The 22086-nt window shown below is 66.1% G+C and carries 27 protein-coding genes and 1 tRNA gene; 15 read left to right on the top strand and 13 right to left on the bottom strand.

The window, feature by feature from the left end; translation table 11 throughout:
- Nucleotide 1: 1 nt before the first annotated feature.
- Complete coding sequence (locus ACFSGJ_RS04260; protein ID WP_390259754.1) at nt 2-991, top strand: YcjF family protein; 990 nt, start codon at nt 2-4, stop codon at nt 989-991.
- Nucleotides 992-1054: 63 nt separating this feature from the next.
- Here the strand turns inward: ACFSGJ_RS04260 and ACFSGJ_RS04255 are convergent, their stop codons facing one another.
- The 5 genes from ACFSGJ_RS04255 to ACFSGJ_RS04235 form a co-directional block, all read right to left on the bottom strand.
- Nucleotides 1055-2134 carry an AI-2E family transporter gene (locus tag ACFSGJ_RS04255; RefSeq protein ID WP_390259753.1) on the bottom strand — a complete coding sequence of 360 codons (1080 nt, stop codon included), beginning with the start codon at nt 2132-2134 and terminating at the stop codon, nt 1055-1057.
- Between the two features lie 99 nt (nt 2135-2233).
- Complete coding sequence (locus ACFSGJ_RS04250) at nt 2234-2986, bottom strand: PRC-barrel domain-containing protein (protein ID WP_390259752.1); 753 nt, start codon at nt 2984-2986, stop codon at nt 2234-2236.
- A 75-nt stretch (nt 2987-3061) separates the two neighbouring features.
- Nucleotides 3062-4852 (bottom strand): sensor histidine kinase, encoded by a 1791-nt coding sequence (locus tag ACFSGJ_RS04245; RefSeq protein WP_390259751.1) that lies wholly within the window; start codon nt 4850-4852, stop codon nt 3062-3064.
- Entirely contained in the window at nt 4849-5418 is a 570-nt protein-coding gene (locus tag ACFSGJ_RS04240; protein WP_390259750.1) for an RNA polymerase sigma factor, read from the bottom strand. The genes ACFSGJ_RS04245 and ACFSGJ_RS04240 overlap by 4 nt, the downstream gene beginning before the upstream one ends.
- Nucleotides 5415-5624, bottom strand: coding sequence for a NepR family anti-sigma factor (locus ACFSGJ_RS04235; protein ID WP_390259749.1), 210 nt, complete (start codon nt 5622-5624; stop codon nt 5415-5417). Before ACFSGJ_RS04235 ends, ACFSGJ_RS04240 begins: the two co-directional genes overlap by 4 nt.
- Before the next feature lie 112 nt (nt 5625-5736).
- On the opposite strand from ACFSGJ_RS04235, the gene ACFSGJ_RS04230 reads away from it, so the two are divergent.
- Nucleotides 5737-6597 carry a response regulator gene (locus tag ACFSGJ_RS04230; protein ID WP_390259748.1) on the top strand — a complete coding sequence of 287 codons (861 nt, stop codon included), beginning with the start codon at nt 5737-5739 and terminating at the stop codon, nt 6595-6597.
- Nucleotides 6598-6902: 305 nt separating this feature from the next.
- On the opposite strand, the gene ACFSGJ_RS04225 is transcribed toward ACFSGJ_RS04230, so the two are convergent.
- Complete coding sequence (locus ACFSGJ_RS04225; RefSeq protein ID WP_390259747.1) at nt 6903-7076, bottom strand: DUF1328 domain-containing protein; 174 nt, start codon at nt 7074-7076, stop codon at nt 6903-6905.
- A 220-nt stretch (nt 7077-7296) separates the two neighbouring features.
- Nucleotides 7297-7371: transfer RNA gene (locus ACFSGJ_RS04220), tRNA-Thr, on the bottom strand.
- 118 nt (nt 7372-7489) lie between these two features.
- Between ACFSGJ_RS04220 and ACFSGJ_RS04215 the strand changes: the two genes are divergently transcribed.
- The 13 genes from ACFSGJ_RS04215 to ACFSGJ_RS04155 all read left to right on the top strand — a co-directional run bounded on the left by ACFSGJ_RS04215 (nt 7490) and on the right by ACFSGJ_RS04155 (nt 15736).
- Nucleotides 7490-7684: a hypothetical protein gene (locus ACFSGJ_RS04215; RefSeq protein WP_390259746.1), complete on the top strand. Its 195-nt coding sequence runs from the start codon at nt 7490-7492 to the stop codon at nt 7682-7684.
- A 14-nt stretch (nt 7685-7698) separates the two neighbouring features.
- A complete protein-coding gene (gene murA / locus ACFSGJ_RS04210; RefSeq protein WP_390259745.1) occupies nt 7699-8967 on the top strand; it encodes a UDP-N-acetylglucosamine 1-carboxyvinyltransferase in 1269 nt (422 codons plus the stop codon).
- On the top strand, nt 8964-9455 hold the full coding sequence (locus tag ACFSGJ_RS04205; RefSeq protein ID WP_390259744.1) for a DUF2948 family protein: 492 nt from the start codon (nt 8964-8966) through the stop codon (nt 9453-9455). Before murA ends, ACFSGJ_RS04205 begins: the two co-directional genes overlap by 4 nt.
- Nucleotides 9455-10759 (top strand): histidinol dehydrogenase, encoded by a 1305-nt coding sequence (gene hisD, locus ACFSGJ_RS04200; protein WP_390259743.1) that lies wholly within the window; start codon nt 9455-9457, stop codon nt 10757-10759. Before ACFSGJ_RS04205 ends, hisD begins: the two co-directional genes overlap by 1 nt.
- A gap of 3 nt (nt 10760-10762) precedes the next feature.
- A complete protein-coding gene (locus ACFSGJ_RS04195; RefSeq protein WP_390259742.1) occupies nt 10763-11239 on the top strand; it encodes a UPF0262 family protein in 477 nt (158 codons plus the stop codon).
- Between the two features lie 2 nt (nt 11240-11241).
- A complete protein-coding gene (locus ACFSGJ_RS04190; protein WP_390259741.1) occupies nt 11242-11733 on the top strand; it encodes an arsenate-mycothiol transferase ArsC in 492 nt (163 codons plus the stop codon).
- A complete protein-coding gene (locus tag ACFSGJ_RS04185) occupies nt 11730-12119 on the top strand; it encodes a ketosteroid isomerase-related protein (protein ID WP_390259740.1) in 390 nt (129 codons plus the stop codon). The genes ACFSGJ_RS04190 and ACFSGJ_RS04185 overlap by 4 nt, the downstream gene beginning before the upstream one ends.
- Nucleotides 12116-12715 (top strand): GNAT family N-acetyltransferase, encoded by a 600-nt coding sequence (locus tag ACFSGJ_RS04180; protein ID WP_390259739.1) that lies wholly within the window; start codon nt 12116-12118, stop codon nt 12713-12715. Before ACFSGJ_RS04185 ends, ACFSGJ_RS04180 begins: the two co-directional genes overlap by 4 nt.
- Nucleotides 12715-13593 carry a carbon-nitrogen hydrolase family protein gene (locus ACFSGJ_RS04175; protein ID WP_390259738.1) on the top strand — a complete coding sequence of 293 codons (879 nt, stop codon included), beginning with the start codon at nt 12715-12717 and terminating at the stop codon, nt 13591-13593. The genes ACFSGJ_RS04180 and ACFSGJ_RS04175 overlap by 1 nt, the downstream gene beginning before the upstream one ends.
- Nucleotides 13594-13680: 87 nt before the next feature.
- Nucleotides 13681-13899, top strand: coding sequence for a translation initiation factor IF-1 (gene infA, locus ACFSGJ_RS04170; protein ID WP_021097168.1), 219 nt, complete (start codon nt 13681-13683; stop codon nt 13897-13899).
- Between the two features lie 3 nt (nt 13900-13902).
- Nucleotides 13903-14481 carry a Maf family protein gene (locus tag ACFSGJ_RS04165; RefSeq protein ID WP_390259737.1) on the top strand — a complete coding sequence of 193 codons (579 nt, stop codon included), beginning with the start codon at nt 13903-13905 and terminating at the stop codon, nt 14479-14481.
- The gene (locus tag ACFSGJ_RS04160; RefSeq protein WP_390259736.1) at nt 14478-15542 is read left to right on the top strand and encodes a ribonuclease E/G; all 1065 of its coding nucleotides are present in this window, start codon (nt 14478-14480) and stop codon (nt 15540-15542) included. Before ACFSGJ_RS04165 ends, ACFSGJ_RS04160 begins: the two co-directional genes overlap by 4 nt.
- 14 nt (nt 15543-15556) lie before the next feature.
- A complete protein-coding gene (locus tag ACFSGJ_RS04155) occupies nt 15557-15736 on the top strand; it encodes a DNA gyrase inhibitor YacG (RefSeq protein WP_390259735.1) in 180 nt (59 codons plus the stop codon).
- A 191-nt stretch (nt 15737-15927) separates the two neighbouring features.
- On the opposite strand, the gene ACFSGJ_RS04150 is transcribed toward ACFSGJ_RS04155, so the two are convergent.
- The 6 genes from ACFSGJ_RS04150 to ACFSGJ_RS04125 form a co-directional block, all read right to left on the bottom strand.
- Complete coding sequence (locus ACFSGJ_RS04150; protein WP_390259734.1) at nt 15928-16107, bottom strand: hypothetical protein; 180 nt, start codon at nt 16105-16107, stop codon at nt 15928-15930.
- Nucleotides 16108-16490: 383 nt separating this feature from the next.
- Nucleotides 16491-17486 carry an ABC transporter ATP-binding protein gene (locus ACFSGJ_RS04145; RefSeq protein WP_390259733.1) on the bottom strand — a complete coding sequence of 332 codons (996 nt, stop codon included), beginning with the start codon at nt 17484-17486 and terminating at the stop codon, nt 16491-16493.
- A complete protein-coding gene (locus tag ACFSGJ_RS04140) occupies nt 17483-18463 on the bottom strand; it encodes an ABC transporter ATP-binding protein (RefSeq protein WP_390259732.1) in 981 nt (326 codons plus the stop codon). Before ACFSGJ_RS04140 ends, ACFSGJ_RS04145 begins: the two co-directional genes overlap by 4 nt.
- Nucleotides 18464-18472: 9 nt before the next feature.
- Nucleotides 18473-19438 (bottom strand): ABC transporter permease, encoded by a 966-nt coding sequence (locus ACFSGJ_RS04135; protein WP_390259731.1) that lies wholly within the window; start codon nt 19436-19438, stop codon nt 18473-18475.
- Between the two features lie 3 nt (nt 19439-19441).
- A complete protein-coding gene (locus ACFSGJ_RS04130) occupies nt 19442-20425 on the bottom strand; it encodes an ABC transporter permease (RefSeq protein ID WP_390259730.1) in 984 nt (327 codons plus the stop codon).
- 77 nt (nt 20426-20502) lie between these two features.
- Nucleotides 20503-22086 carry an ABC transporter substrate-binding protein gene (locus ACFSGJ_RS04125; RefSeq protein ID WP_390259729.1) on the bottom strand — a complete coding sequence of 528 codons (1584 nt, stop codon included), beginning with the start codon at nt 22084-22086 and terminating at the stop codon, nt 20503-20505.

The raw sequence follows: 22086 nt of genomic DNA, 5'->3' as shown, positions 1-22086 counted from the left end.
GATGCCCGACCCCAAGGCCCCGATCCTGATCGAGCTGGAGGAGGAGGGGGGAAACCCCGCCGACGCCGCCCCCATCGACGATCTGCCGCAGGGGGAGGCGATGCAGCGCGCGGTGCGGCTGGCGGGGCGGCCACCCTCGGCGCTTGTGCGGCTTTTCTGGGTGGCGGCGACGGGGTTCCTGACGATCGTGCTGTCGGTCGCGGCCTGGGATTTCGTGATGGGGCTTCTGACCCGGGTGCCGGTCCTGGGCGCGGTGGCGGGGGTCTTGCTGGTGTTGCTGGGGCTTGCCGCCCTGGGGGTGGCGCTGCGCGAGGTGGCGGCATTCGCGCGGCTCGCGCGGCTCGACGGGTTGCGGCAGGGGGTCGAGGCCGCCTTGATCTCGGGCGATCTGGCGGCGGCGCGGGTGCTGGCGCGGCGGCTCTCGCAGCTTTATGCGGGGCGCGGGGAATTGGTCGCCGCGCGGGACCGGCTGTCGGCGCGCGAGGACGATCTTTTCGATGTGCCCGCGCTCTTTGATCTTGCCGAGGCGGAACTGATGGCGCCGCTCGATACGCTCGCCCGGGCCGAGGTCGAGGCCGCCGCCCGTCAGGTGGCCGCCGTGACGGCCTTTGTGCCGCTGGCGCTGGCGGATGTGATCGCGGCACTGGTGGCCAATCTGCGGATGATCCGGCGGATCGCGGAAATCTATGGCGGGCGGGCGGGGACGCTGGGCGCCTGGCGGCTGACGCGCAGCGTGATGGCGCATCTGGTGGCCACCGGCGCGGTTGCGATGGGCGACGATCTGGTGGGAACGGCGGCCGGTGGCGGGATCCTGTCGCGCCTGTCGCGGCGGTTCGGCGAGGGGCTGGTGAACGGCGCGCTGACGGCACGGGTGGGCGTCGCCGCGATCGAGGTCTGCCGCCCGCTGCCGTTTCGTGCGCTGCCGCGCCCGCGCACCGCGGCCCTCGTCAGCCGGGCGCTGACGGGACTGTTCGGATCAGCCGGGCGCTGACGGGACTGTTCGGATCAGCCGGGCGCTGACGGGACTGCCGGAGCCGGGTGCGGGGCTTGATCGTCAGGCAATCTCGGCAGGGGCGGGCTGGTTTTCCGGCACCGGATCGGCCTTGGACAGCGCCACGAACCAGACCAGCAGCGGGATTGCGACGAACCCGCCCAAGGGCCCCCAGAGCCAGAGCCAGAAGACGAGCGACAGGAACACGGCGAGCGCGTTGACCTGCAGGTGCTGGCCGACCATCGCGGGGGTGATGAACTGCCCCTCCAGAAAGTTCAGGCCCATGTAAAGCGCGACGGGCATGAAGCGCAGCGCCCCTTCATACATCACGAGCCCGGACAGAAGCAGCGTGCCCGCGAGGATCAGCGGCCCGAGATAGGGAATGAAGTTGAGGAGGAAGGCGATGACCCCCCACATCAGCGCCGACGGGATGCCCGCCAGCATGAAGGCCCCCGCGACGATGGCGCCGAAGATCGTGTTGATGACGGTGATGGTCAGAAAGTAGCGCGAGACCTGCTTTTCCGCGCGCATCAGGCGCAGGTGCAGCGGGCCGGTAAAGCCCGCAGGCAGACGCGCGGCGCGCAGGTCGGGCAGGTTCGAGATCCGGCCCGCCCATTCGTAGATATCGGTCCGCGACAAGAGAAAGAAGAACAGCGCGCCGATGAAGATCAGGATCTGCGACGCGACGGCCGGCGCGAGGAAAAGCGCATCGCTCAGCCGCGGCAGCATGAAGGTGGGGGCTTCTTCCTCGCCGTCGGCGGCGGGTTCGTCGGGCTGGAAGGCGCGGGCGATTTCATCCGACACGCTGTCGAGATCGGCGAGCCCGCGCTGAAGGCTCGTGATGATATCGCTGAGTTCCTGCCAGAGCCGGGGCGCCTGTTCCAGCGCAAGGCTGACAAGCGGTTCAAGCAGGATGATCATGCCGCCGAGAATGGTGAGGATCAGCCCCAGCCCCAGAAAGGCGCCAAGCGCGCGGGGCAGGCCGAGCCGGTTGATCAGCGACGCGACGGGCGACAGGACGATGCCCACCACGATGGCGAGGGCAAAGGGGGCAAAGACGCTGCGCCCCAGCGACAGCGCCACAAAGAGCGCGATCGTCGCCAGAACGATATTTGCATAGCGCGCGGCCAGAGGCAGGTTCATGGGGTGGGATCCGGGACTGTGGCTGCCGGGATTGGCCGCCTCTGCATGAACGTCCGGGGCGCGTCGCGGTTCCTGATGCTGTCGCGGGCGTGGCGCGCGTCAGAGCGGGGCGAAGAAACCCGCCTGCCCGGGGGCGGCAAGGCCCGCCTCTTCCGGGGTTGGGGCGGTTTCCATGTCCGCGACGCGGGCGTCCAGCACGATATGTCCCCCGGCGCCTGCCCGGTGGCGGAACGCGGCCATCGGAAAGACCGCCTGGCGCGACGACAGGAGCTTGTCGTTATCGACGACGATCAGCGAAAGCTCCATCCGGTCGGGATCGAGGCCCAGATCGGCGACGATCCCCATTTCCCCGTCCGCGCCAAACACCGGCTTGCCCAGCCAGTCGGATGCCGGTTCGAGCGCGTCCACATCCGGGGCAGGGGCCCGCGCGGCGGCGGCGTTCTCGGAAATCTCGCGTTCCTGCGGCGGTTCGGGGGGCAGGGTTTCCTGCGCGGCACTGGTCATCTGTGCCCAGATCATCAGCGGCGAGGCCGCATGGCCGAAGGGGCCTATCACGACCGGCGGCCAGTTTTCGACCGAAAGGGGGGTTCCGCCGTCGCTCTCGGTATCGCGGCGGGGCGCGGCCTCGACCGCCTCATGCGTCAGGTCGAGGAGCCATTCGCCGGCATCGGGATCAAACCGCAAAAGCCGGGCCGCCACGATCACCTCGGTCGTCTCGAACCATTTTCCGGCATCCACGGCGACATAGCGGACCCGATGCGTCGTCTGGTCCAGGAAAAGTTCGCGGATGGGAAAATGGGTGTCGTCCGCCCGCGCGGGGGACCGGAGCGTTTCCGACAGCGACCTTGGCATGATGATCCTCCTGCCAGATTGTTCGGGGCCAGCTTGTTCGCCGCCAGCCTGTTCAGGGTCAACGCGATCCCTGTGTCAGTGGTTCCGGGTTGGCTCGGGGGCATCCCAGTCTTCCGGGGCGTCAGGGGGGACGAAGCCCTGCGCCTCGAAGCTGAGCGAGAGGCGGTAGCCCGGCCCGGCAGAGGTCAGGACATGGCCTTCCTCGAACTCGGCGTTCAGCTGGCGTGCGAAAGCGGTGATCAGGTGCCCGCCAAGGCTGGTGCCATCCGTCTTGTAAGCCGTGTCCGCGATGGGCGTGCCGGTGGAATTCGAGATCTCCAGCCGGACCCGGGCGCCGGCTTCGGACTTGAAGCGGATGCGTATCCAGGGGTCATCCTGCCCGGGGCGGCCCATGAACTTGTAGGCATTGGTGACAGCCTCGGTCGCCAGCAGCGCCAGCGGCACGACCTGATCGGGGTAAAGGCGGATCGGATCGACATCGGCGGCAAGGCGGATCTGCGCGCCGTCGGCCGCAAAGCTGCCAGGCTGGTGCAGGATTTCCTGCAGCAGCCGATCCGCCCGCACATCGGCCACGCGTTCCGACTGATAGAGGATGCGGTGGATGGTCGCGAGGCTCATCACCCGGTCCTGCACGCTTTTGAGGACGCGCCGGAGTTCGGGCTCGTCGACCTTGCGCATCTGCATGCTGAGGATCGAGGCGATCAGTTGCAGGTTGTTCTTGACGCGGTGGTGGACCTCTTTCAGCAGCACAGTCTTTTCGTTCAGCGCGGCCGAGATCCGCGCCTCGTCCCGGGTGACGATGCGGCGCAGCTTGTTGAAGGTGCTGTAGAGCTGGCGGAATTCGACCGGCGGGCGGCCGGGGAGGGGGGTGAACCCCTCTCGCTGGCCGATGGCAAAGCGGCGCATTTCCCCGTTCACATGGGTGACATAGCGGATCACGAGCCGGTGGACCGCGAAGAAGGCGACCGAGAGGCTGACGAACCACATCAGGAACGGAAAGAGAAGCGCAAGGACAGAGCCGCGTTCCCAGGCGCCGCCCAGCATGTCCTGTGGCCAGACGCCGATCGCATAGACCTGACCCGGGATCACGGGGGCAAAGACAAAGGTCGCGCGGGTGCCCCCACGGGTTGCACCGCGCAGGATGGGTTGGCCCTGCACGCCGAGATAATCGGTCAGCACCACGTCGGCGGGAAGCTGGGCCGCGGCCGCATCCTGCATGGCAAGCGGCATGAAAAGCGCGCCGCGGCTGTCCACAAGCTGGATTGCGGCCGGCCTGCGGCCCTGCGGGCCAGTGCGGCGGCCCACGATCTCGACCGCGCCGAAGGGGACCGAGAGGACGACAAAGCCCCGCAGGATGCCCTGCCGCCAGAGTGGCTCGGTGATCGTCAGGACCGGCAGGCCGGTGACGGCGCCGGCCTCGACCACCTCGACCATGGTGCGGGGATTTTCGAGCCTTCGTTCCAGAACAGGAGTATCGGCAAAGCTCGTCGGCCCATCCTCGGACAGGCAGGCGGACCCATCGGGCGTCATGAACCCCGCAAAGGCGAAAAGGCCCGAATTGCGCACGAACTCGGCCGCGAGCGCCGAGCATTCCGCGGGCCGGTCAAAGGTTTCGGACAGAAGCGGCGCGAGCGCACGGGCGGAGCCCAGCGCGCCCTCCATCAACGCGCGCTGGCCGGCGACCGCATCCGCCGTCAGGCCGATCAACGCGGTATCGGAGGTGAGGCGCGCATCCGCCAGCACCCGGAGCGTCTGCGCGACCGAAATGACGCCCAACGGGAGGAGAGCCACGCTCAGCAATATTGCGAGGCGGAACCCAAGGCCGTCGATGAACCGCGGCAGGCGGAACGATTTTAGCCGGATCACCCGGCGGCAACCGGCCCGGACGCCATCACGGCCATCGTCGCGCTGTCGGTCATCACCATCTCTTCATCCTCATCCAGGTTCAGAAGCTCCACCAGGCGCTTGCGCCCGCGGTTCGCCCGGCTCTTGATCGTGCCAACGGCACAACCACAGGTCTCGGCTGCTTCTTCATAGGAAAATCCGGATGCCCCGACAAGGATCAGCGCCTCGCGCTGTTCGTCGGGAAGATGTTCAAATGCCTTCCAGAAATCGGCGAGGGCCAGACGGCCATCATGATCGGGCTTTTGGGCAAGCCGGGCGGCGTGGATGCCGTCGGCATCCGACACCTCACGCCCGCGCTTGCGGCGGCTTGAGTAATAGGTGTTGCGGAGAATCGTGAACAGCCAGGCGCGCAAATTCGTGCCGGTGTTGTACTTGTCAAGATTCCCCCAGGCCTTCAGGATCGTTTCCTGCACGAGGTCATCCGCGGTGGCGCCGTTGCGGCACAGCGACAGGGCAAAGGCCCTGAGCGCCGGCAGATGCGTGACCATTTCCTCACGCGGGTCTGCCGGTGAAGGTTGTCTAGTCATTTCAGACGGTCCTGTTCCTTGAGCTTTTCCAGCAGGACGCGCAGGTGATCCGGCACATCTTCCTGGAGCTTTTCCTGGTAGATCCGTCGCAGGTTCTCGTTGATCTGCTGCTCGGCGACGGAACGGGCACGCGCCTCGGCGGACGGCTGCTGATCAGCAGTCGCCGTGCGGGCTTTCGCCTCGATGTTCCGGTCATGCTGTGGCATTCTCGGTGCTTCTCTCGTCAGGACTATTACAGGGGCGGTTTTTTATCGTTGCCGGAACTTAACTCAAGCTTACGCGTTAGGTTCCACTGGATCGGAAAAATTGTGAGAGTAAATGACACAGGCGAAGGAACTGGGTGCCGGCCAGGAAGGCCAAAGATCCGGAAGTGAGGGGACAAACGTGAACCTAGCGGAAATTATCGGTCAGGAACTGCCTTATCTGCGCCGTTACGCGCGCGCCCTGACGGGAAGCCAGACAAGCGGTGACCGGTATGCCGCAGCGACCCTGGAAACCATATTGGTCGAGCCGGCGATCTTTGACAGCGAAATGTCCCCGCGGGTGGCGCTGTTTCACGCGTTCCACATGGTCTGGTCGACCACCGGCGCCCCGGTGGCCGAGCCCGAGGCGGATTCGCTGGAGGGCCGCGCGCAGGTGCATCTGCGCAACCTGACCAAGAACACGCGTGAGGCGCTGTTGCTTCACACCATCGAGGAACTGAGCTTTGGCGAGATCGCCCAGGTCATGAAGACCTCTGCCGACGAGGCCGAGGAACTGGTCGCCATCGCCTTCCGCGAGATGGAAAACTCCGTCTGCGGGCGCGTCATGGTGATCGAGGATGAATCGCTCATCGCCATGGATATCGAGAGCATCGTGACCTCGATGGGCCACTCGGTGACGGGCAATGCCAGGACCCGCGATGCGGCGGTGCGGCTGGCCCATGAGGATCGTCCGGACCTGATCCTTGCGGATATCCATCTGGCGGATGACAGTTCGGGGATTGACGCGGTCAACATGATCCTGCGCGAGATGGGCGACATCCCGGTGATCTTCATCACCGCCTATCCCGACCGGCTCCTGACCGGGGAACGCCCCGAACCGGCCTTCCTGATCCCCAAGCCCTATACCGAGGAACAGGTCCGCTCGGCGGTCAGCCAGGCGATGTTCTTTGCCTCGACCGAGACGCTGATGTCCTGAGGGGCGGATTATTCGTAACATAGGGGGGCGCCTGCGGGCGCCCTTTTGTTTGGCTGCGTCTGGTTAGTTCGCGGCGTCTGGGGCCGGGCAAAAAAGAAGCCCCGCCACAAGGGCGGGGCAGTTCAGGGAGGGAAACGAAAAAGATGGTCACTCCGGCAAAGGCGCGCGAAGCGGGTCGGCGAATGAGGATGCGCTTGCAAGACGCATCCTCCCCATGATCAGGCCCCGTTGTCGGACGATTGTCCGAAGACGGGGCCCCCGCCATGATCGGGAAAGATCCGGGCGCGTCGGCGCCCGAAACCGGTTCAGCGGGGCATCTTGCCCTGCAGCGCGCGTGCCACAAGGGCTGCCAGCGCCAGAATGAGAAAGAGCACAAAGAGGATCTGTGCGATCCCGGCCGAAGCCGAGGCGATGCCGCCGAACCCGAAAAGGGCCGCGATCAGCGCGATGATGAAAAAGGTCACTGCCCAGCCGAGCATCTGCCAATCCTTTCCATAAGGGGCCATGGCCCCCGGTGTCAGAGCGAGAACGCGCAGCGGCAGCGTGGGTTCCACGGTTTTTTGGAAACGGATCGCGATCGCGGAAAGAGTGCGACGGATGCCGGTGCCTGTTCTGCAGGAAAGGGGGCAGACGAAAGCGCCAGGCGACTGAGCGCAGGGGGCAGTTACAAAGACTCCGAAGGATTCCAAGGCGCTTGAATGGTGCTGCCGGAGAGGATTGAACTCTCGACCTCTCCCTTACCAAGGGAGTGCTCTACCACTGAGCTACGGCAGCCCGTTCGGGGCGGACGCGCGGGCCTGCCCGGGCGTCGATGGCGCGGATTTAGACGCAATCGCCGGGGCGTGCAAGCCCATTCTGGACGCTTGCGCAGCCGTGCTGTAGAGAAGGCGCCATGGTCGATGCGCCCCGAAAACCCCCTGACGAAAGCGCGGGAAAATCCCGGGAAGAACGGCTCAAGGCCGCGCTGCGTGCCAATATTGCGCGGCGCAAGGCGCAGGCGCGGGAACGGGCAGGGGTGCCGGCGGGGGGCGAACCTGGCCAGAAGACCACCGAACCCGGGCCGGAGAGTCCGGACAACACTCAATAAAAGCGAGGCGGCAGATGGATTCGATTCTGGTCAGGGGTGGGGCGGAACTGCGCGGTGAGATACCGATCGCCGGGGCGAAGAACGCGTGCCTTACGCTCATGCCTGCCACGCTCTTGACGGAAGAGCCGCTGACGCTGACCAACGCGCCGCGGCTGTCGGACATCCGCACGATGACGACGCTGCTGCAATCGCTGGGGGCCGAGGTCGCGAGCCTTCAGGACGGGCAGGTCCTTGCGCTGTCCAGCCATTCCATCGGCAACCACCGCGCGGATTACGACATCGTCCGCAAGATGCGCGCCTCGATCCTCGTGCTCGGGCCGATGCTGGCGCGGGACGGTCATGCGGTCGTGTCGCTGCCCGGGGGCTGTGCGATCGGCGCGCGGCCGGTCGATCTGCATCTGCGCGCGCTGGAGGCGCTGGGGGCGACGCTCGACCTGCGCGAGGGCTATGTCCATGCCAAGGCGAGCGGCGGCTTGCGCGGGGCGGTGGTCGAATTTCCCTTTGTCTCGGTCGGGGCGACCGAGAATGCGCTGATGGCGGCGACGCTCGCCAAGGGAACGACGGTTCTGAAGAACGCCGCGCGTGAGCCCGAGATCGTCGACCTGGCCCGCTGCCTGCGGCAGATGGGGGCGCAGATAGAGGGCGAGGGCAGTTCGACGATCACCATAGAGGGCGTCGACCGGCTGCACGGGGCGACGCATCCGGTCGTCACCGACCGGATCGAACTGGGCACCTACATGCTGGCGCCGGCGATCACGGGCGGCGAGGTCGAATGTCTGGGCGGCCGGCTGGAGCTTGTCAGCGCTTTCGCCGAAAAGCTGCATGACGCCGGCATCGACGTGACCGAGACCGAACGGGGCCTGCGTGTCAGCCGCCGCAACGGGCGCGTGAATGCCGTCCATGTCGTGACCGAGCCCTTCCCCGGCTTTCCGACCGACCTTCAGGCGCAGATGATGGCGCTTTTGTGCACCGCCGAGGGCGAAAGCGTGCTGGAAGAACGTATCTTTGAAAACCGCTTCATGCACGCGCCCGAACTCATGCGGATGGGCGCGCATATCGACGTTCATGGCGGCACGGCCAAGGTTACGGGGGTGGAACGGTTGCGCGGCGCGCCGGTGATGGCGACGGACCTGCGGGCGAGTGTCTCGCTCATCCTTGCGGCGCTGGCGGCCGAGGGTGAAACGGTGGTAAGCCGGGTCTATCATCTGGACCGGGGCTATGAACGGGTCGAGGAAAAGCTGCAGGCCTGCGGGGCCACTATCGAACGGATCAAGGGCGAATGAACGACGCGAGCTTTGAAGACGGAAAAGAGACGCCGCTGAACCTCAAGGCGCTGGAGGCCGATGATCTGCCGGTGATCGCCGCACTGGTGCAGGATGCGGTTTTCCCGGCCACCGAGATGCGCTGGCAGCCCAGGCTGCGGCGCTTTGCGATCCTGCTGAACCGGTTCCGCTGGGAAGACCGCGCGGCGGCCGAACGCAGCGGCCGCCCGTTCGAGCGGGTGCAGGCGGTGCTCTGTTTCGACGATGTGCTGAAGGTGGCGAGCAACGGCCTCGACCCGCGGGACGGGGACGTGGTTCTGTCGCTTCTGTCGCTGGGATGGGAGCCGGGCGAAGACGGGACGGGGCGCCTGACGCTGATCCTTGCGGGCGACGGGGCAATCGCGCTGGATGTGGAATGTCTGGACGTCACGCTGCGGGACGTGACGCGGCCCTATATGGCGCCGTCGCGCCGCGCGCCCGACCATCCCGACCAGCCGGAGATCGACTGATGCCGGTCTTCCTCGACAGCCGCGACGACGGGTTCGAGGCTGCGTTTTCGACGCTCTTGTCCGCCAAGCGCGAGGATGCGCCGGATGTGGACGACGCGGTTGCGGCGATCATTGCGGATGTCCGGGCGCGGGGCGACGCGGCCCTGATCGAGATGACCGAACGCTGGGACCGGCTGCGCCTCACGCCCGGAACGCTCGCCTTCACGCCCGAGGAGATCGAGGCGGAATGTGCCCGTGTCGCGCCCGCGGATCGCGCGGCGCTGGAACTGGCGGCGGAACGTATCCGCGCCTATCACATGCGGCAGATGCCGGCGGATGCGCAATGGACGGATGAGGCAGGCGCGACGCTTGGCTGGCGCTGGACGCCGGTCGCGGCGGCGGGGCTTTATGTGCCGGGGGGCCTTGCGTCCTATCCGTCGTCGGTTCTGATGAATGCCATCCCGGCCCGCGTTGCCGGGGTGGAACGTCTGGTGATCTGCGCGCCCACGCCCGATGGCACGGTCAATCCGCTGGTTCTGCTGGCCGCGCGCCTTGCCGGGGTGGAAACGGTCTATCGCATCGGCGGGGCGCAGGCGATTGCCGCGCTGGCCTACGGGACGGAAACCATCCGGCCCGTGGACAAGATCACGGGGCCGGGCAACGCCTATGTGGCCGCGGCCAAGCGCCGGGTCTTTGGCAAGGTCGGCATCGACATGATCGCGGGCCCGTCCGAAATCCTCGTGATCGCGGACGGCGACAATGATCCCGACTGGATCGCCCTCGACCTGCTGAGCCAGGCGGAGCATGACGAAAGCGCCCAGTCGATCCTGATCACCGACGATGCCGGGTTCGGGCGTGCGGTGGCATCGGCGGTCGAGGCGCGGCTGGCGACGCTGGAACGCCGCACCATCGCGGGGGCAAGCTGGCGCGACTTTGGCGCGGTCATCACCGTGCGCGACCTGGCCGAGGCCGCCGAGCTTTCCGACCGGATCGCGCCCGAGCATCTGGAGCTTTGCGTGGCCGATGCCGATGCGCTGGCGGCGCGTATCCGTCATGCCGGGGCGATCTTTGTCGGCGCCTGGACGCCCGAGGCCATCGGCGACTATGTCGGTGGGCCGAACCACGTTCTGCCCACCGCCCGGTCGGCGCGGTTTTCATCGGGGCTGAGCGTGATGGATTTTCTCAAGCGGACCACGATGGCGCGGATGTCGCCCGAGGCGCTGCGTGCCATCGGGCCGGCGGCCGAACGACTGGCGCAATCCGAAAGCCTCGGGGCGCATGGCCTCTCGGTCCGGGCGCGGCTCGACCGTCTGAACGCGGGCTAGGCGATGGGGCGGATCGCGCATATCGAGATCGACGACCGGGGCCTTGCCGCCCCCACGCCCGAGATCGAACAGGAACGCCGCGTCGCCATCTTTGACCTGCTGGAGGAAAACCGCTTTGTCCTGCCCCCGCGCGAGGGGCGCGCCGTCCATCCCGGCCCCTACCGGCTGGACCTCGCGATCCGCGAGGGGCGGCTCGTCTTCGACCTTGCAAGCGAGGCGGGCGATCCTGCGGGCGAATTTCACCTGAGCCTCGGGCCGTTCCGGCAGGTCGTGAAGGACTATTTCCAGATCTGCGAAAGCTATTTCGAGGCGGTCAAGCGCCTTCCGCCCGGCCAGATCGAGGCGATCGACATGGCCCGGCGCGGCATCCACAACGAGGGGGCGCGGGTGCTGATGGAACGGCTGGACGGCAAGGCCGAGATCGACATGGCCACCGCGCGGAGGCTTTTCACCCTGATCTGCGTCCTGCACTGGGGCTAGCGGTGGCGGGGCGCTTTCCCTCATCGGTGCTTTTCTGCTGCGACCACAATGCCGTCCGTTCGCCCATGGCCGAGGGGTTGATGAAGAAGTTCTATGGCCAGCGCGCCTATGTGCAATCCGCGGGGGTCAAGAACGATCTGGACATCGACGGCTTTGCGGTCACCGTCAGCCATGAGCTGGGGGTCGAACTGGATCGCCACCGCGTCCGCAGCTTTGACGAGATGAAGGAATGGGGCGATGACCTGTCGGGCTTCGACCTCGTCGTTGCGCTCTCGCCCGCCAGCCAGCGGCAGGCGCTGGAACTGACGCGGTTCTATCATCTCGACGTCGAATACTGGCCGATCCTCGACCCGACCGGGATAGGAGAGTCGCGCGAGGCCAAGCTTTCGGCCTATCGTCAGACCCGCGACCAGATCCGCGACCGGATACTGGAACGGTTCGGCCCGCCGGACAACGACCCCGAACAGACGCCGGACCATAAGGAGGAACCATGACCAAGGATATCATCAGCCGCTATTACGCGGCATTCAACGCAGGCGACGGAGAGGGGATGCTGGCGCTTGTGACCGATGATGTGGAGCATCATGTCAACCAAGGCGAGATCCGCCGGGGCAAGGAAAAATTCGCCGAGTTCTGCGCGCATATGGGCGTCAGCTATCGCGAGGAGTTGCGCGATATCGTGATCCTTGCGGAAGGCGACCGGGCGGCTGCCGAATTCACCGTCCATGGCACCTATCTGCAAACCGATCCCGGCCTGCCCGAGGCGAAGGGCCAGACCTATGTCCTGCCGGCGGGGACGTTCTTTGCGCTGCGCGACGGCAAGATCGCCCGCGTCACGACCTATTACAACCTCGCCGACTGGGTGCGGCAGGTGTCATGACGGGCGCGGCGTCTCTGCGGGTCGAAACGCTGCGCGGCGATATGCTGGACCGGGCGCTGGACGATGTGGCACAGTTGCGCATCAATGTGTTCCGGGACTGGCCCTATCTCTATGACGGCGATCTGGACTACGAACGGCGCTACATCCAGAGCTATCGCGACAGTGACGCGGCGGTCGTTGTCGGCGCCTTTGCGGGCGACCGGCTGGTCGGGGCGGCGACCGGGACCCCCATGGCTGATCACGCCAGCGAATTTGCCGCGGCCTTTGCCGGCACCGGCCATGATCTGGCGACAATCTTCTACTGCGCCGAGTCCGTGCTTTTGCCCGAATTCCGGGGGCAGGGGGCGGGCCACGCCTTTTTCGACCATCGGGAAGCCCATGCCCGGGCGCATGGATTTGCCAAGGTGGCGTTTTGCAGCGTGATGCGCCCGGCGGATCATCCCGCCCGTCCCGCCAGCTATCGCCCGCTTGACGCGTTCTGGCAGGGGCGGGGATATGCGCCCCTGCCGGGAGTGATCGCCACCTTTTCATGGAAGGATGTGGGCGATAGAGAAGAAAGCCGCAAACCGCTCCAGTTCTGGATGAAAGATCTCTGATGCCGAGGATCGCCGCCGCCGCCTATCCGCTCGACTGGTTCGACGACTGGTCCGCCTATGAAGGAAAGATCACCCGCTGGGTCGATGAAGCGGCGGGTATGGGGGCGGAACTGCTCGTGTTCCCGGAATATGGCGCGATGGAGCTTGCCTCGCTCGGCGGGGCCGATGTCGCCGCGGATCTTGAGGGCAGCCTGCGCGAGGTCGCAGCCCATCGGGATGCGGTTGACCGGCTGCATATCGACCTTGCCGCGCGGCATCGCGTGCATATCCTTGGCGCGTCCGGCCCGGTCTTTGACGGCGTGCGTCCGGTGAACCGCGCCACGCTATATGGTCCGGGCGGCATCCTTGGCCATCAGGACAAGCAGATCATGACCCGGTTCGAGGCCGAGGAATGGGATGTCGTCGCGGGCAGTTCGCTCACGCTCTTTGACACGCCCATCGGGCGGATCGGGGTTATCATCTGTTACGACAGCGAATTCCCCCTGCTGGCCCGGCGTCTGGTCGAGGCGGGGGCCGAGATCCTGCTTGCGCCGTCCTGCACCGAAACGCTTGCCGGGTTCACGCGGGTGCGTGTCGGCTCGATGGCGCGGGCGCTGGAAAATCAGTGCGTCGTGGTTCACGCCCCGACCGTCGGTGCCGCCGAATGGTGCCCTGCGGTCGACATGAACCGGGGTCGCGCGGCCATTTACGGGCCCCCCGACCGGGGCTGGCCAGAGACGGGTATCCTTGCCGAAACCGCGCTCGATTTCCCCGGCTGGGCTACCGCGACCGTCCGGCTGGAGGCGATCGCCGAGGTGCGCCGGGATGGCGGTGTGCTCAATCATCGCGACTGGGCGGAACAGGCGCGGCGCGACCCGCAGGTCAAACTTGTACGCTGAGGGCAGTTAGACCTTGAAAAACGGCGCGATCAGGCGCATCTAGTGGCGCGCCCGCAGTATGGCGGGCCGTTCAAGGACGGAGTGAACATGGCCAAGGAAGAACTGCTCGAATTCCCCGGCGTCGTGAAGGAACTCCTGCCCAATGCGACGTTTCGGGTCGAGCTGGAAAATGGCCATGAAATCATCGCACATACGGCAGGAAAGATGCGCAAGAACCGCATCCGTGTTCTCGCAGGCGACCGGGTTCAGGTCGAAATGACCCCCTATGATCTGACCAAGGGCCGGATCAACTACCGGTTCAAGTAACCCGTGAAACTTGTTCTCGGCTCTGCCAGTCCGCGTCGGAAGGAGCTTCTGGCGCAGTTGGGGATTCGTGCCGACGCGATCCGCCCCGCCGATATCGACGAAACCCCCGCCCGGGCCGAGCTTCCACGCCCCTATTGCGTGCGGATGGCGCGGGAAAAGGCGCTGGCGGTCGATGCGGCGCCCGACGAACTGGTGCTTTGTGCCGATACCACCGTGGCACTGGGCCGGCGGATTCTCGGAAAACCCGAAAATGCGGCCGAGGCTGCGCAGTTCCTCATCGCGCTTGCCGGGCGGCGCCACCGTGTGATCACAGCGGTCGCGCTGCGCCTGGGGAACCGGATCTGGCAACGGGAAGTGGTGACGCAGGTGCAGATGAAGCGGCTCTCGGATCAGGAACTGAACGGTTACCTTGCCAGCGGCGAGTGGGAGGGCAAGGCCGGTGCCTATGGCATCCAGGGGCTTGCAGCCGCGTTCATCCCGTGGATTCAGGGCTCTTTCACCGGCGTCGTCGGTCTGCCGCTGGCCGAGACCGCGGTCCTCTTGCGCGCGGCGGGATATCCGTTGCCGGGGGATGCGGCATGAAGGGGCGCGTCGTCGTTCTGGGGCAGTTGCGCGGGCGCGAGGCGGCCGCCCTGATCGTTGACGGCACGCTGGAGGATCTGGCGATCGAGACGGCCCAGCCCGGTCCGGGCGCGCTTTACCGCGCGACGGTGGACCGGCAGATGAAGGGGCAGGGCGGTGTTTTCGTCCGCCTGCCCGAGGGCGCGCGCGGCTTTCTGCGTCAGGCAGGGGGGCTGCGGCCCGGCCAGTCGCTGCTGGTGCAGGTGTCGGGCCATGCCGAAGGCGGCAAGGCCATCCCGGTCACAAGCCGGATCCTGTTCAAGAGCCGTCTTGCCATCGTCACCCCGGACGCGCCGGGGCTGAACATTTCCCGCGCGATCCGAGATGAAGGCGTTCTGGATGAGCTGCGCGCGCTGGCCGCCGCCGGCATGGCCGATGCGCCCGAAAGTCTTGGCCTGATCCTGCGCACCGCGGCCGGTGACGCCCCGGCCGCCGAGGTGGCCGAGGATATCGCCGCCATGCGCCAGCTTGCCCAGGCCGTGCTTGCCGACAGCTCGGGCGCGCCGGAGCTGCTGGTCGATGCGCCTTCGCCCCACGAGCTTGCCTGGCGCGACTGGTCCAGCCCGCCGCCCGATGACTGGGCTGATGCCGGGGACGCGTTTGCCCGCCATGGCGTGGCCGAGATGATCGACGCATTGCTGTCGCCGGAAACCCCGCTGCCGGGCGGCGGCAGTCTGGTGATCGAGCCCACGCGGGCCCTGATCGCGGTCGATGTGAATACCGGCAACGACACCTCGCCCGCCGCGGGCCTCAAGGCAAACATCGCCGCCGCCCGCGCGCTGCCCCGCCAGTTGCGTTTGCGCGGCCTTGGCGGGCAGGTGGTGGTGGATTTCGCGCCCTTCCCCAAGAAGGACCGCCATATCCTCGATCAGGCCCTGCGGGCCGCCTTTCGCGCCGAGGCAACCGAGACGACGCTGGCCGGCTGGACGCCGCTTGGCAATTTCGAGCTTCAGCGCAAGCGCGACCGCGCGCCGCTGGCCGAGCTTCTGGCCGATCCTTCCCCCGATCTTCCTGCCGCCTGACCGTCGGAGGACCAATGACCTGCCCCATCTGCAACCGCGAGACCGACCCGAAATACCGCCCCTTCTGTTCGCGCCGCTGCGCCGACGTCGATCTGGGCCGCTGGCTGACCGGCGCCTATGTCGTGCCCGCCGAGGCGGTCGAGGAAGACGAAGACGCTGCTGGGGATAACCCCGAGGACGACCGCCTCCACTAGGCCTCGCGGAGTGAAACGACCGGGCCAGTGGCCTTTCCCGGGGCCTTCTGTCTGCGAGGCGAAGGCCCAAGGTCGAGAAGACAAGCCCTCATCATGGCAGTGTGCAGGATGAGGGGCGGAAGACGGTGGGGAACCCTCGTCGCCTGCCATGAGCCGATATCGTCGATGCCCGACCTTGGAGCGAGGCAGCCTCAGGACGAAGTCATGGTCATGCGGGACCAAGCGCGCAGCCAGCACACGAGAATCCAGACAAGGTAGTCGGAGATCATCGTCGGGATGACGCGACCGCGCACCCGGTCAAGTCCGCGACAAGCGGTTTGGGCCATGCCGCCGATGGTCTTGGCCCACCCGAGCACGTCCTCGATCCGCATCGGGCGATTCAGGGGCAGCTCGTATCCGTTGTGCTCGGTGGTGCACCCGCCGACCGCTGAATAACGCTACTTCTGCTCGAGATGCGGTGTCGCGCAAGCCTTTCGCCACCGACGAAGGTGCCGGCATCATCTCCTTTATCCGCCCCGGGGATCAGCTTGCGGGTCGATCCGGGGAGGAGTAGCGGTAAACCATTTCAATTTCTCGAAGGCGTACACCCTCCGATCGCGATCCTCGTTCTTTCGGGTGGCGGCGGTAACGCCCTCCACCACCCGATCTCCTGAACATGATGTCACGGCCACGGGCCTGCGGTTTGCTGGAGCTACCGCCTGGCCTGTCGGCTCCCGTCCGTGCGGGCACGCCAGGCAGCGCGCCCGCCAGTTCGTCAGATGCGCCCTTCCTCGACCGCGTGACAGGCTGCCGCCTGGGCGCCGCGCTGCGTGAGGCCGGGAACCTCGGTCCGGCAACGGTCATTTGCAAAGGGGCAGCGCGGGTGAAACGGGCAGCCCGGCGGCGGGTTGATGGGCGAGGGGATCTCGCCCTCCACCTTCTTGCGGCGGCGGCCCGTCATCTCGATATCCGGCACGGCGTCCAGAAGCATCCGGGTATAGGGATGCTGCGGATGGGCGAACAGCGCCTCGGCCTCGCCGACCTCGGCAAGCCGCCCTAGATAGAGCACGCCGATCTCGTTCGCCATGTGCCGCACGACCTGCAGGTTGTGCGAGATGAACACATAGGTCAGCCCGAACTCATCCTGCAGGTCCTTCATCAGGTTCAGGATCTGCGCCTGCACCGACACGTCGAGCGCCGATGTGGGTTCGTCGCAGACGATGAATTCGGGCCTGGCCGCCAGTGCCCGGGCAATCGCGATCCGCTGCCGCTGGCCCCCGGAAAATTGATGCGGGAACTTCAGCCCGTCCTCGGGCGAGAGGCCGACCAGCGTCAAGAGCTCGCCCACCCGCATCCGGCGCGCGCGGTCGTTCATGCCCTGCTCGAACACACGCAGGGGCTCGGCGATGATGTCGGTGACGCGCCAGCGCGGGTTGAGGCTGGCGAGCGGGTCCTGAAAGATCATCTGGAACCGCCTGCGCAGCCGCCGCGCCTGTGCGCCCCTCAGGCCCCGGGCAAGCGAGGTGCCGTCAAAGACGATCTCGCCCTCGGTCGGCTCCAGAAGGCCCACGATCAGCCGGGCGATGGTCGATTTGCCGGACCCGCTTTCGCCAACGAGGGCGAAGGTTTCGCCCTTCTTGACGCTGAAGGACACGTCCTTGACCGCGTTCACATAGATCTTGTCCGTGCCTTCCAGCTTGCGGTTGAGCCAGGGCGCGGAAACGTCGAAGCGCCGCGAGAGGTGGCGCACCTCGAGAAGAGTGTCGCTCATGCTTCGGTCACTCCCGGATAAAGCCAGCAGGCGGCGCGCCGGCCCGGTTCGATTTCCGATGCGGCGGGGCGGTGGCTGCGGCATTTGTCAAAGACCTTGGGGCAGCGCGGGTTGAAGGCGCAGCCTTGCGGAATGGCGTTGAGCCGGGGCATCGAGCCCGGAATGTGGACCAGACGGTCGAGGTTCTCGCCCAGTTTCGGGATTGCCCCCATCAGCCCCTGCGAATAGGGGTGGCGCGCGTCCTTGATGACTGCCGCCACGGGGCCGAGTTCGGCCAGCCGCCCGGCATACATCACCGCCACACGGTCGGCGGTTTCGGCGATGACGCCCATGTCATGGGTCACAAGCATGATGGCCGCGCCCCGCTCGGCGCAGATTTCCTTCATCACGTCGATGATCTGGGCCTGCACGGACACGTCGAGCGCGGTGGTCGGTTCATCGGCGATCACGACCTCCGGATCGGCACAGAGCGCGAGCGCGATCACCACGCGCTGCCGCATCCCACCCGAGAACTGGTGCGGGTAGTCGTCGATCCGCCGGCCCGCATCAGGGATGCCCACATCGTCCAGCAGCTTGATCGCACGTTTGCGCGCGTCAGTGGCCGAAAGGGGCAGATGCGTGCGGATCGTCTCGATCAACTGGTCCGAAATCCGGTAGAGCGGGTTGAGCGAGGTCAGCGGGTCCTGAAAGATCATGCCGATCCGGCGGCCGCGGATCTTGCGCATCTCTTCGGGCGGCAGGTTGTCGATACGTTTGTCGCCCAGCCAGATTTCCCCCTTGGCGATACGGCCGGGGGGCTCGATCAGGCCGATGATGGCCGCCCCGGTCATGGATTTGCCGGCACCGCTTTCGCCGACCACGCCCAGCACCTCGCCGGGCAGGATGTCGAACGTGATGTCCTGCACGGCTGTCAGGATGCCGCGTCGCGTCGGGAATTCGACCGTCAGGTTACGGACGGAAAGAACGGGTTTCGTCATCTTTCGTCCTCAGCGCAGTTTGGGGTTCAGGGCGTCGCGCAGCCAGTCGCCCAGCAGGTTGACCGAAAGCGCCAGCAGGATCAGCGTGATCGCCGGGAAGAAGAGAATCCACCACTCGCCGGAAAAGAGGAACTGCTGCCCGATCCGGATCAACGTCCCGAGCGAGGGCTGCGTCGGCGGCACGCCCACGCCAAGGAACGACAGCGTCGCCTCTTCGATGATGGCAAGCGCAAGGCCGATGGTCCCGATCACGAGCACCGGGCCAAGGACGTTGGGCAGAACGTGGCGGATCAGGATGAGAAAGGGATGCACCCCCATGATGCGCGCGGCGGAAACGTAGTCCTTCTGCCGCTCGACCATCGTCGCGCCGCGGACCGTCCGGGCGAACTGCGCCCAGTTCGACAGGCCGATGGCGATGATCAGCACCCAGATCGCCATGCTTTCCTGCTGGTTCGGCGGAATCAGGCCGCGCGCGATGCCGAAGATCAAAAGGGCGATCAGGATGCCCGGAAACGAAAGCTGGATGTCGGCGACACGCATGATGACGCCATCGACGGTGCCGCCGTTATAACCCGCAACCAGCCCCAGCGATACGCCGAGCGTGATGGCAAAAGCGGTCGCCATCGCCCCCACGAAAAGCGAGATGCGGCTGCCATACATGATGCTCGACAGGACGTCGCGGCCCTGGTTGTCGGCGCCCATGATGAAGACGTCGCCGGTAAAGGCGCTTTCGGTCATCGGCGGTGTAAAGCCGTTCATCAGGTTCAGGCTGGCGGGGTTGAACGGATTGTAGGGCGCGATCCAGGGCGCAAGGATCGCCATCAGGATCAGCGAGAGCGCGACCAGGGTCGCGATGATCGTCACGGGCGAACGGCGCCAGGAATAGAAGATGTCGCTGTCGAGCGCGGCCTTGAGCCTGCCCTGGGGCTTGGGCGGCACGATGGGCGCCGGCTTGGCTTGGGTGGGGTTTTTCATGGGTTATTTCCCGCGTCCGCCGCCATCGACACGCAGGCGCGGGTCGACGACGTAGTAAAGAATATCGACGATGAGGTTGATCAGCACGAAAACCAGCGCGATGAACATGAGGTAGGCGGCCATCACGGGCACATCGACCACCTGCACCGACACGATGAAGAGCGATCCGACCCCCGGCCACTGGAACACGGTCTCGGTCACGATCGCAAAGGCGATGACCGATCCGAGTTGCAGGCCCGTGATCGTGATGACCGGCACCAGCGTGTTCTTCAGCGCGTGGCCGAAATGGATCGCCCGCTGGCTGAGGCCCCTTGCACGCGCAAAGCGGATGTATTCGGTGCGCAGCACCTCCAGCATCTCGGCCCGCACCAGCCGCATGATGAGCGTAAGCTGGAAGAGCGAGAGCGTGATCGCCGGCAGGACGAGCGACCGCAGGCCGCTTTCGGTCAGAAGACCCGTTCGCCACCAGCCGAGGTCCACAACTCCGCCGCGCCCGAAGGACGGGAACCATCCCAGTTCGACCGCGAAGATGTAGATCAGCCCGATCCCGATCAGGAAGGTCGGCAGCGACACGCCCACCAGCGACACCGCCATGATGAAGGCCGTCGCCACGCTGCGGGGCTTGAGCGCCGTAAAGACGCCCAGCGTCAGCCCGAAGACCAGCGCGATCAGCGCCGAGGCAAAGGCAAGCTCCAGCGTCGCGGGCAGGCGGCTCAGGATCAGTTCCGTGACCGGCTGTTGCAGCCGGTAGGAAATTCCGAACTCTCCCTGCAGCGCATTGCCGATGAAGCGCATGAACTGGATGATGACCGGGTCGTTCAGACCCAGCCGTTCGCGCATGATCTCCTGATCCTCAAGGCGGGTTTCGACACCCACCATGCTGGCGATCGGATCGCCCACATAGCGGAACACGAAGAACGCGATCAGCGCGACGAAAAGCATGACCAGCACCGATTGGGCCAGTCGTCGAATGATGAAGGCCAGCATGGGCGCTCCGTCCTTTCAAATGGAGAACCGCCGCGCCCGGGCCATTGCCGGACGCGGCGGTCTTCAGGTCGTCGGGATCAATCCGCGAAAGTGACCGAGGTCATCAGCGGCTGGTTTTCCGGGTGAACCGGCAGCGTGATGTCCTCACGCATCGCATAGGCCAGCATCTGGTTGTGGATCGGCAGCAGCACGCGGTCCGATTTCACGACTTCCCAGATTTCGGCGACGGTGGCGTCACGGACCTCCATGTCGGTCTCGGTGCCCAGCGACTGGATCATCTCGTCCAGTTCGGGGTTGGAGTAGAGACCGCCGTTATAGGCGCCATAGCTGCCTTCCTTGGTGTGCACGAGGTCGTTGAACACATAGGCGGAATCGAAGGTCGGCACGCCCCAGCCCAGAAGGTAGAAGTCGGTCTGGTTGTTGGTGACCAGCGGCGAGTGCTGCGCCACGGGCCGCGAGGCCAGCGTCACGTTGATGCCGATGCGGCCCAGCATGCCGACGACGGCCTGGCTGATCGCCTCGTCGTTGACATAACGGTTGTTCGGCGTGTCGAGCGTGACGGTAAAGCCGTTTTCATAGCCGGCCTCGGCCATCAGTTCGCGTGCCCGGTCGAGGTCCACCGCCGGATAGGCGTTCAGTTCCTCGGTCCAGCCCGCGACGAAGGGCGGGTTGGCGACGCCCGTCGGGATCGACTGGCCGCGCATCACGACCTGCGCGATCGCGTCGCGGTCGACGGCCAGTTCCATCGCCTCACGCACGCGGGGGTCGTTAAACGGGTTGGCGTCGGTGATATTCGACGACGACAGCGGCTCTTCGCCGAAGCGGTAGCCGAAATAGATCACGCGGTTTTCCGGGCCGGTCTCGATCTTGATGCCGCCGGTGTTCTGCAGACGCTCGATGTCCTGCACCGGAACGTCCTGCACCAGATCGACCTCGCCGGACAGAAGCGCCGCGACGCGGGTCGCGTTGTCGGCGATGGGCAGATAGATGATCTCGGTCACGGCCGGGGTTTCTTCGGCCCAGTGGTTCTCGTTCAGGGTCAGGACCGAACGGACGTCCACCTCGCGCGATTGCAGGACATAGGGGCCGGTGCCGTTGGTGTTGCGGACGGCATAGTTGTCTTCGCCCGCAGCGTAGTCCTGCACCTCGACCACGTCATTGGCCTCGGACCAGTCCTTGTCCATGATGAAGGTGTTCGTGAGGTTGTTCGGATAGAGCGGCGCGGGGCCGGTCATCTGGACCTCGACGGTATAGTCGTCGACCGCGCGGACCTCTGCCACCTCGACGTGAAGCTGGCGCATGTTCGACCGCTCCGACCGCGCACGGTCGAGCGAGAAGACCACATCCTCGGCGGTGAATTCGGCGCCGTCATGGAAGGTCACGCCTTCGCGCAGCGTGAAAACCCAGACCGTCGGATCGTCTTCCTTGAGCGACCATTCCGTCGCAAGGCGCGGTTGCAGCGTCCCCTCTACATCCCGGTCCACCAGCGTCTCATAGATGTGATGGGCAAAGTTGTGGGTCACGCCCTGGTTCTGCGAATGCGGATCGAGCGTCAGCGCATCCGAGGCGCGGGCCCAGCGGATCGTCTCGGCGGACGCCACACCGGCGATCATCGTCGAGGACAGCAGCGCCAGGCCGAGGCGCGTCATCACCTTCTTCAT

The sequence above is a fragment of the Halodurantibacterium flavum genome (genome assembly GCF_042681825.1).
Lineage (GTDB): Bacteria > Pseudomonadota > Alphaproteobacteria > Rhodobacterales > Rhodobacteraceae > Halodurantibacterium > Halodurantibacterium flavum.
This window is presented reverse-complemented; position numbering and strand designations above follow the sequence as displayed.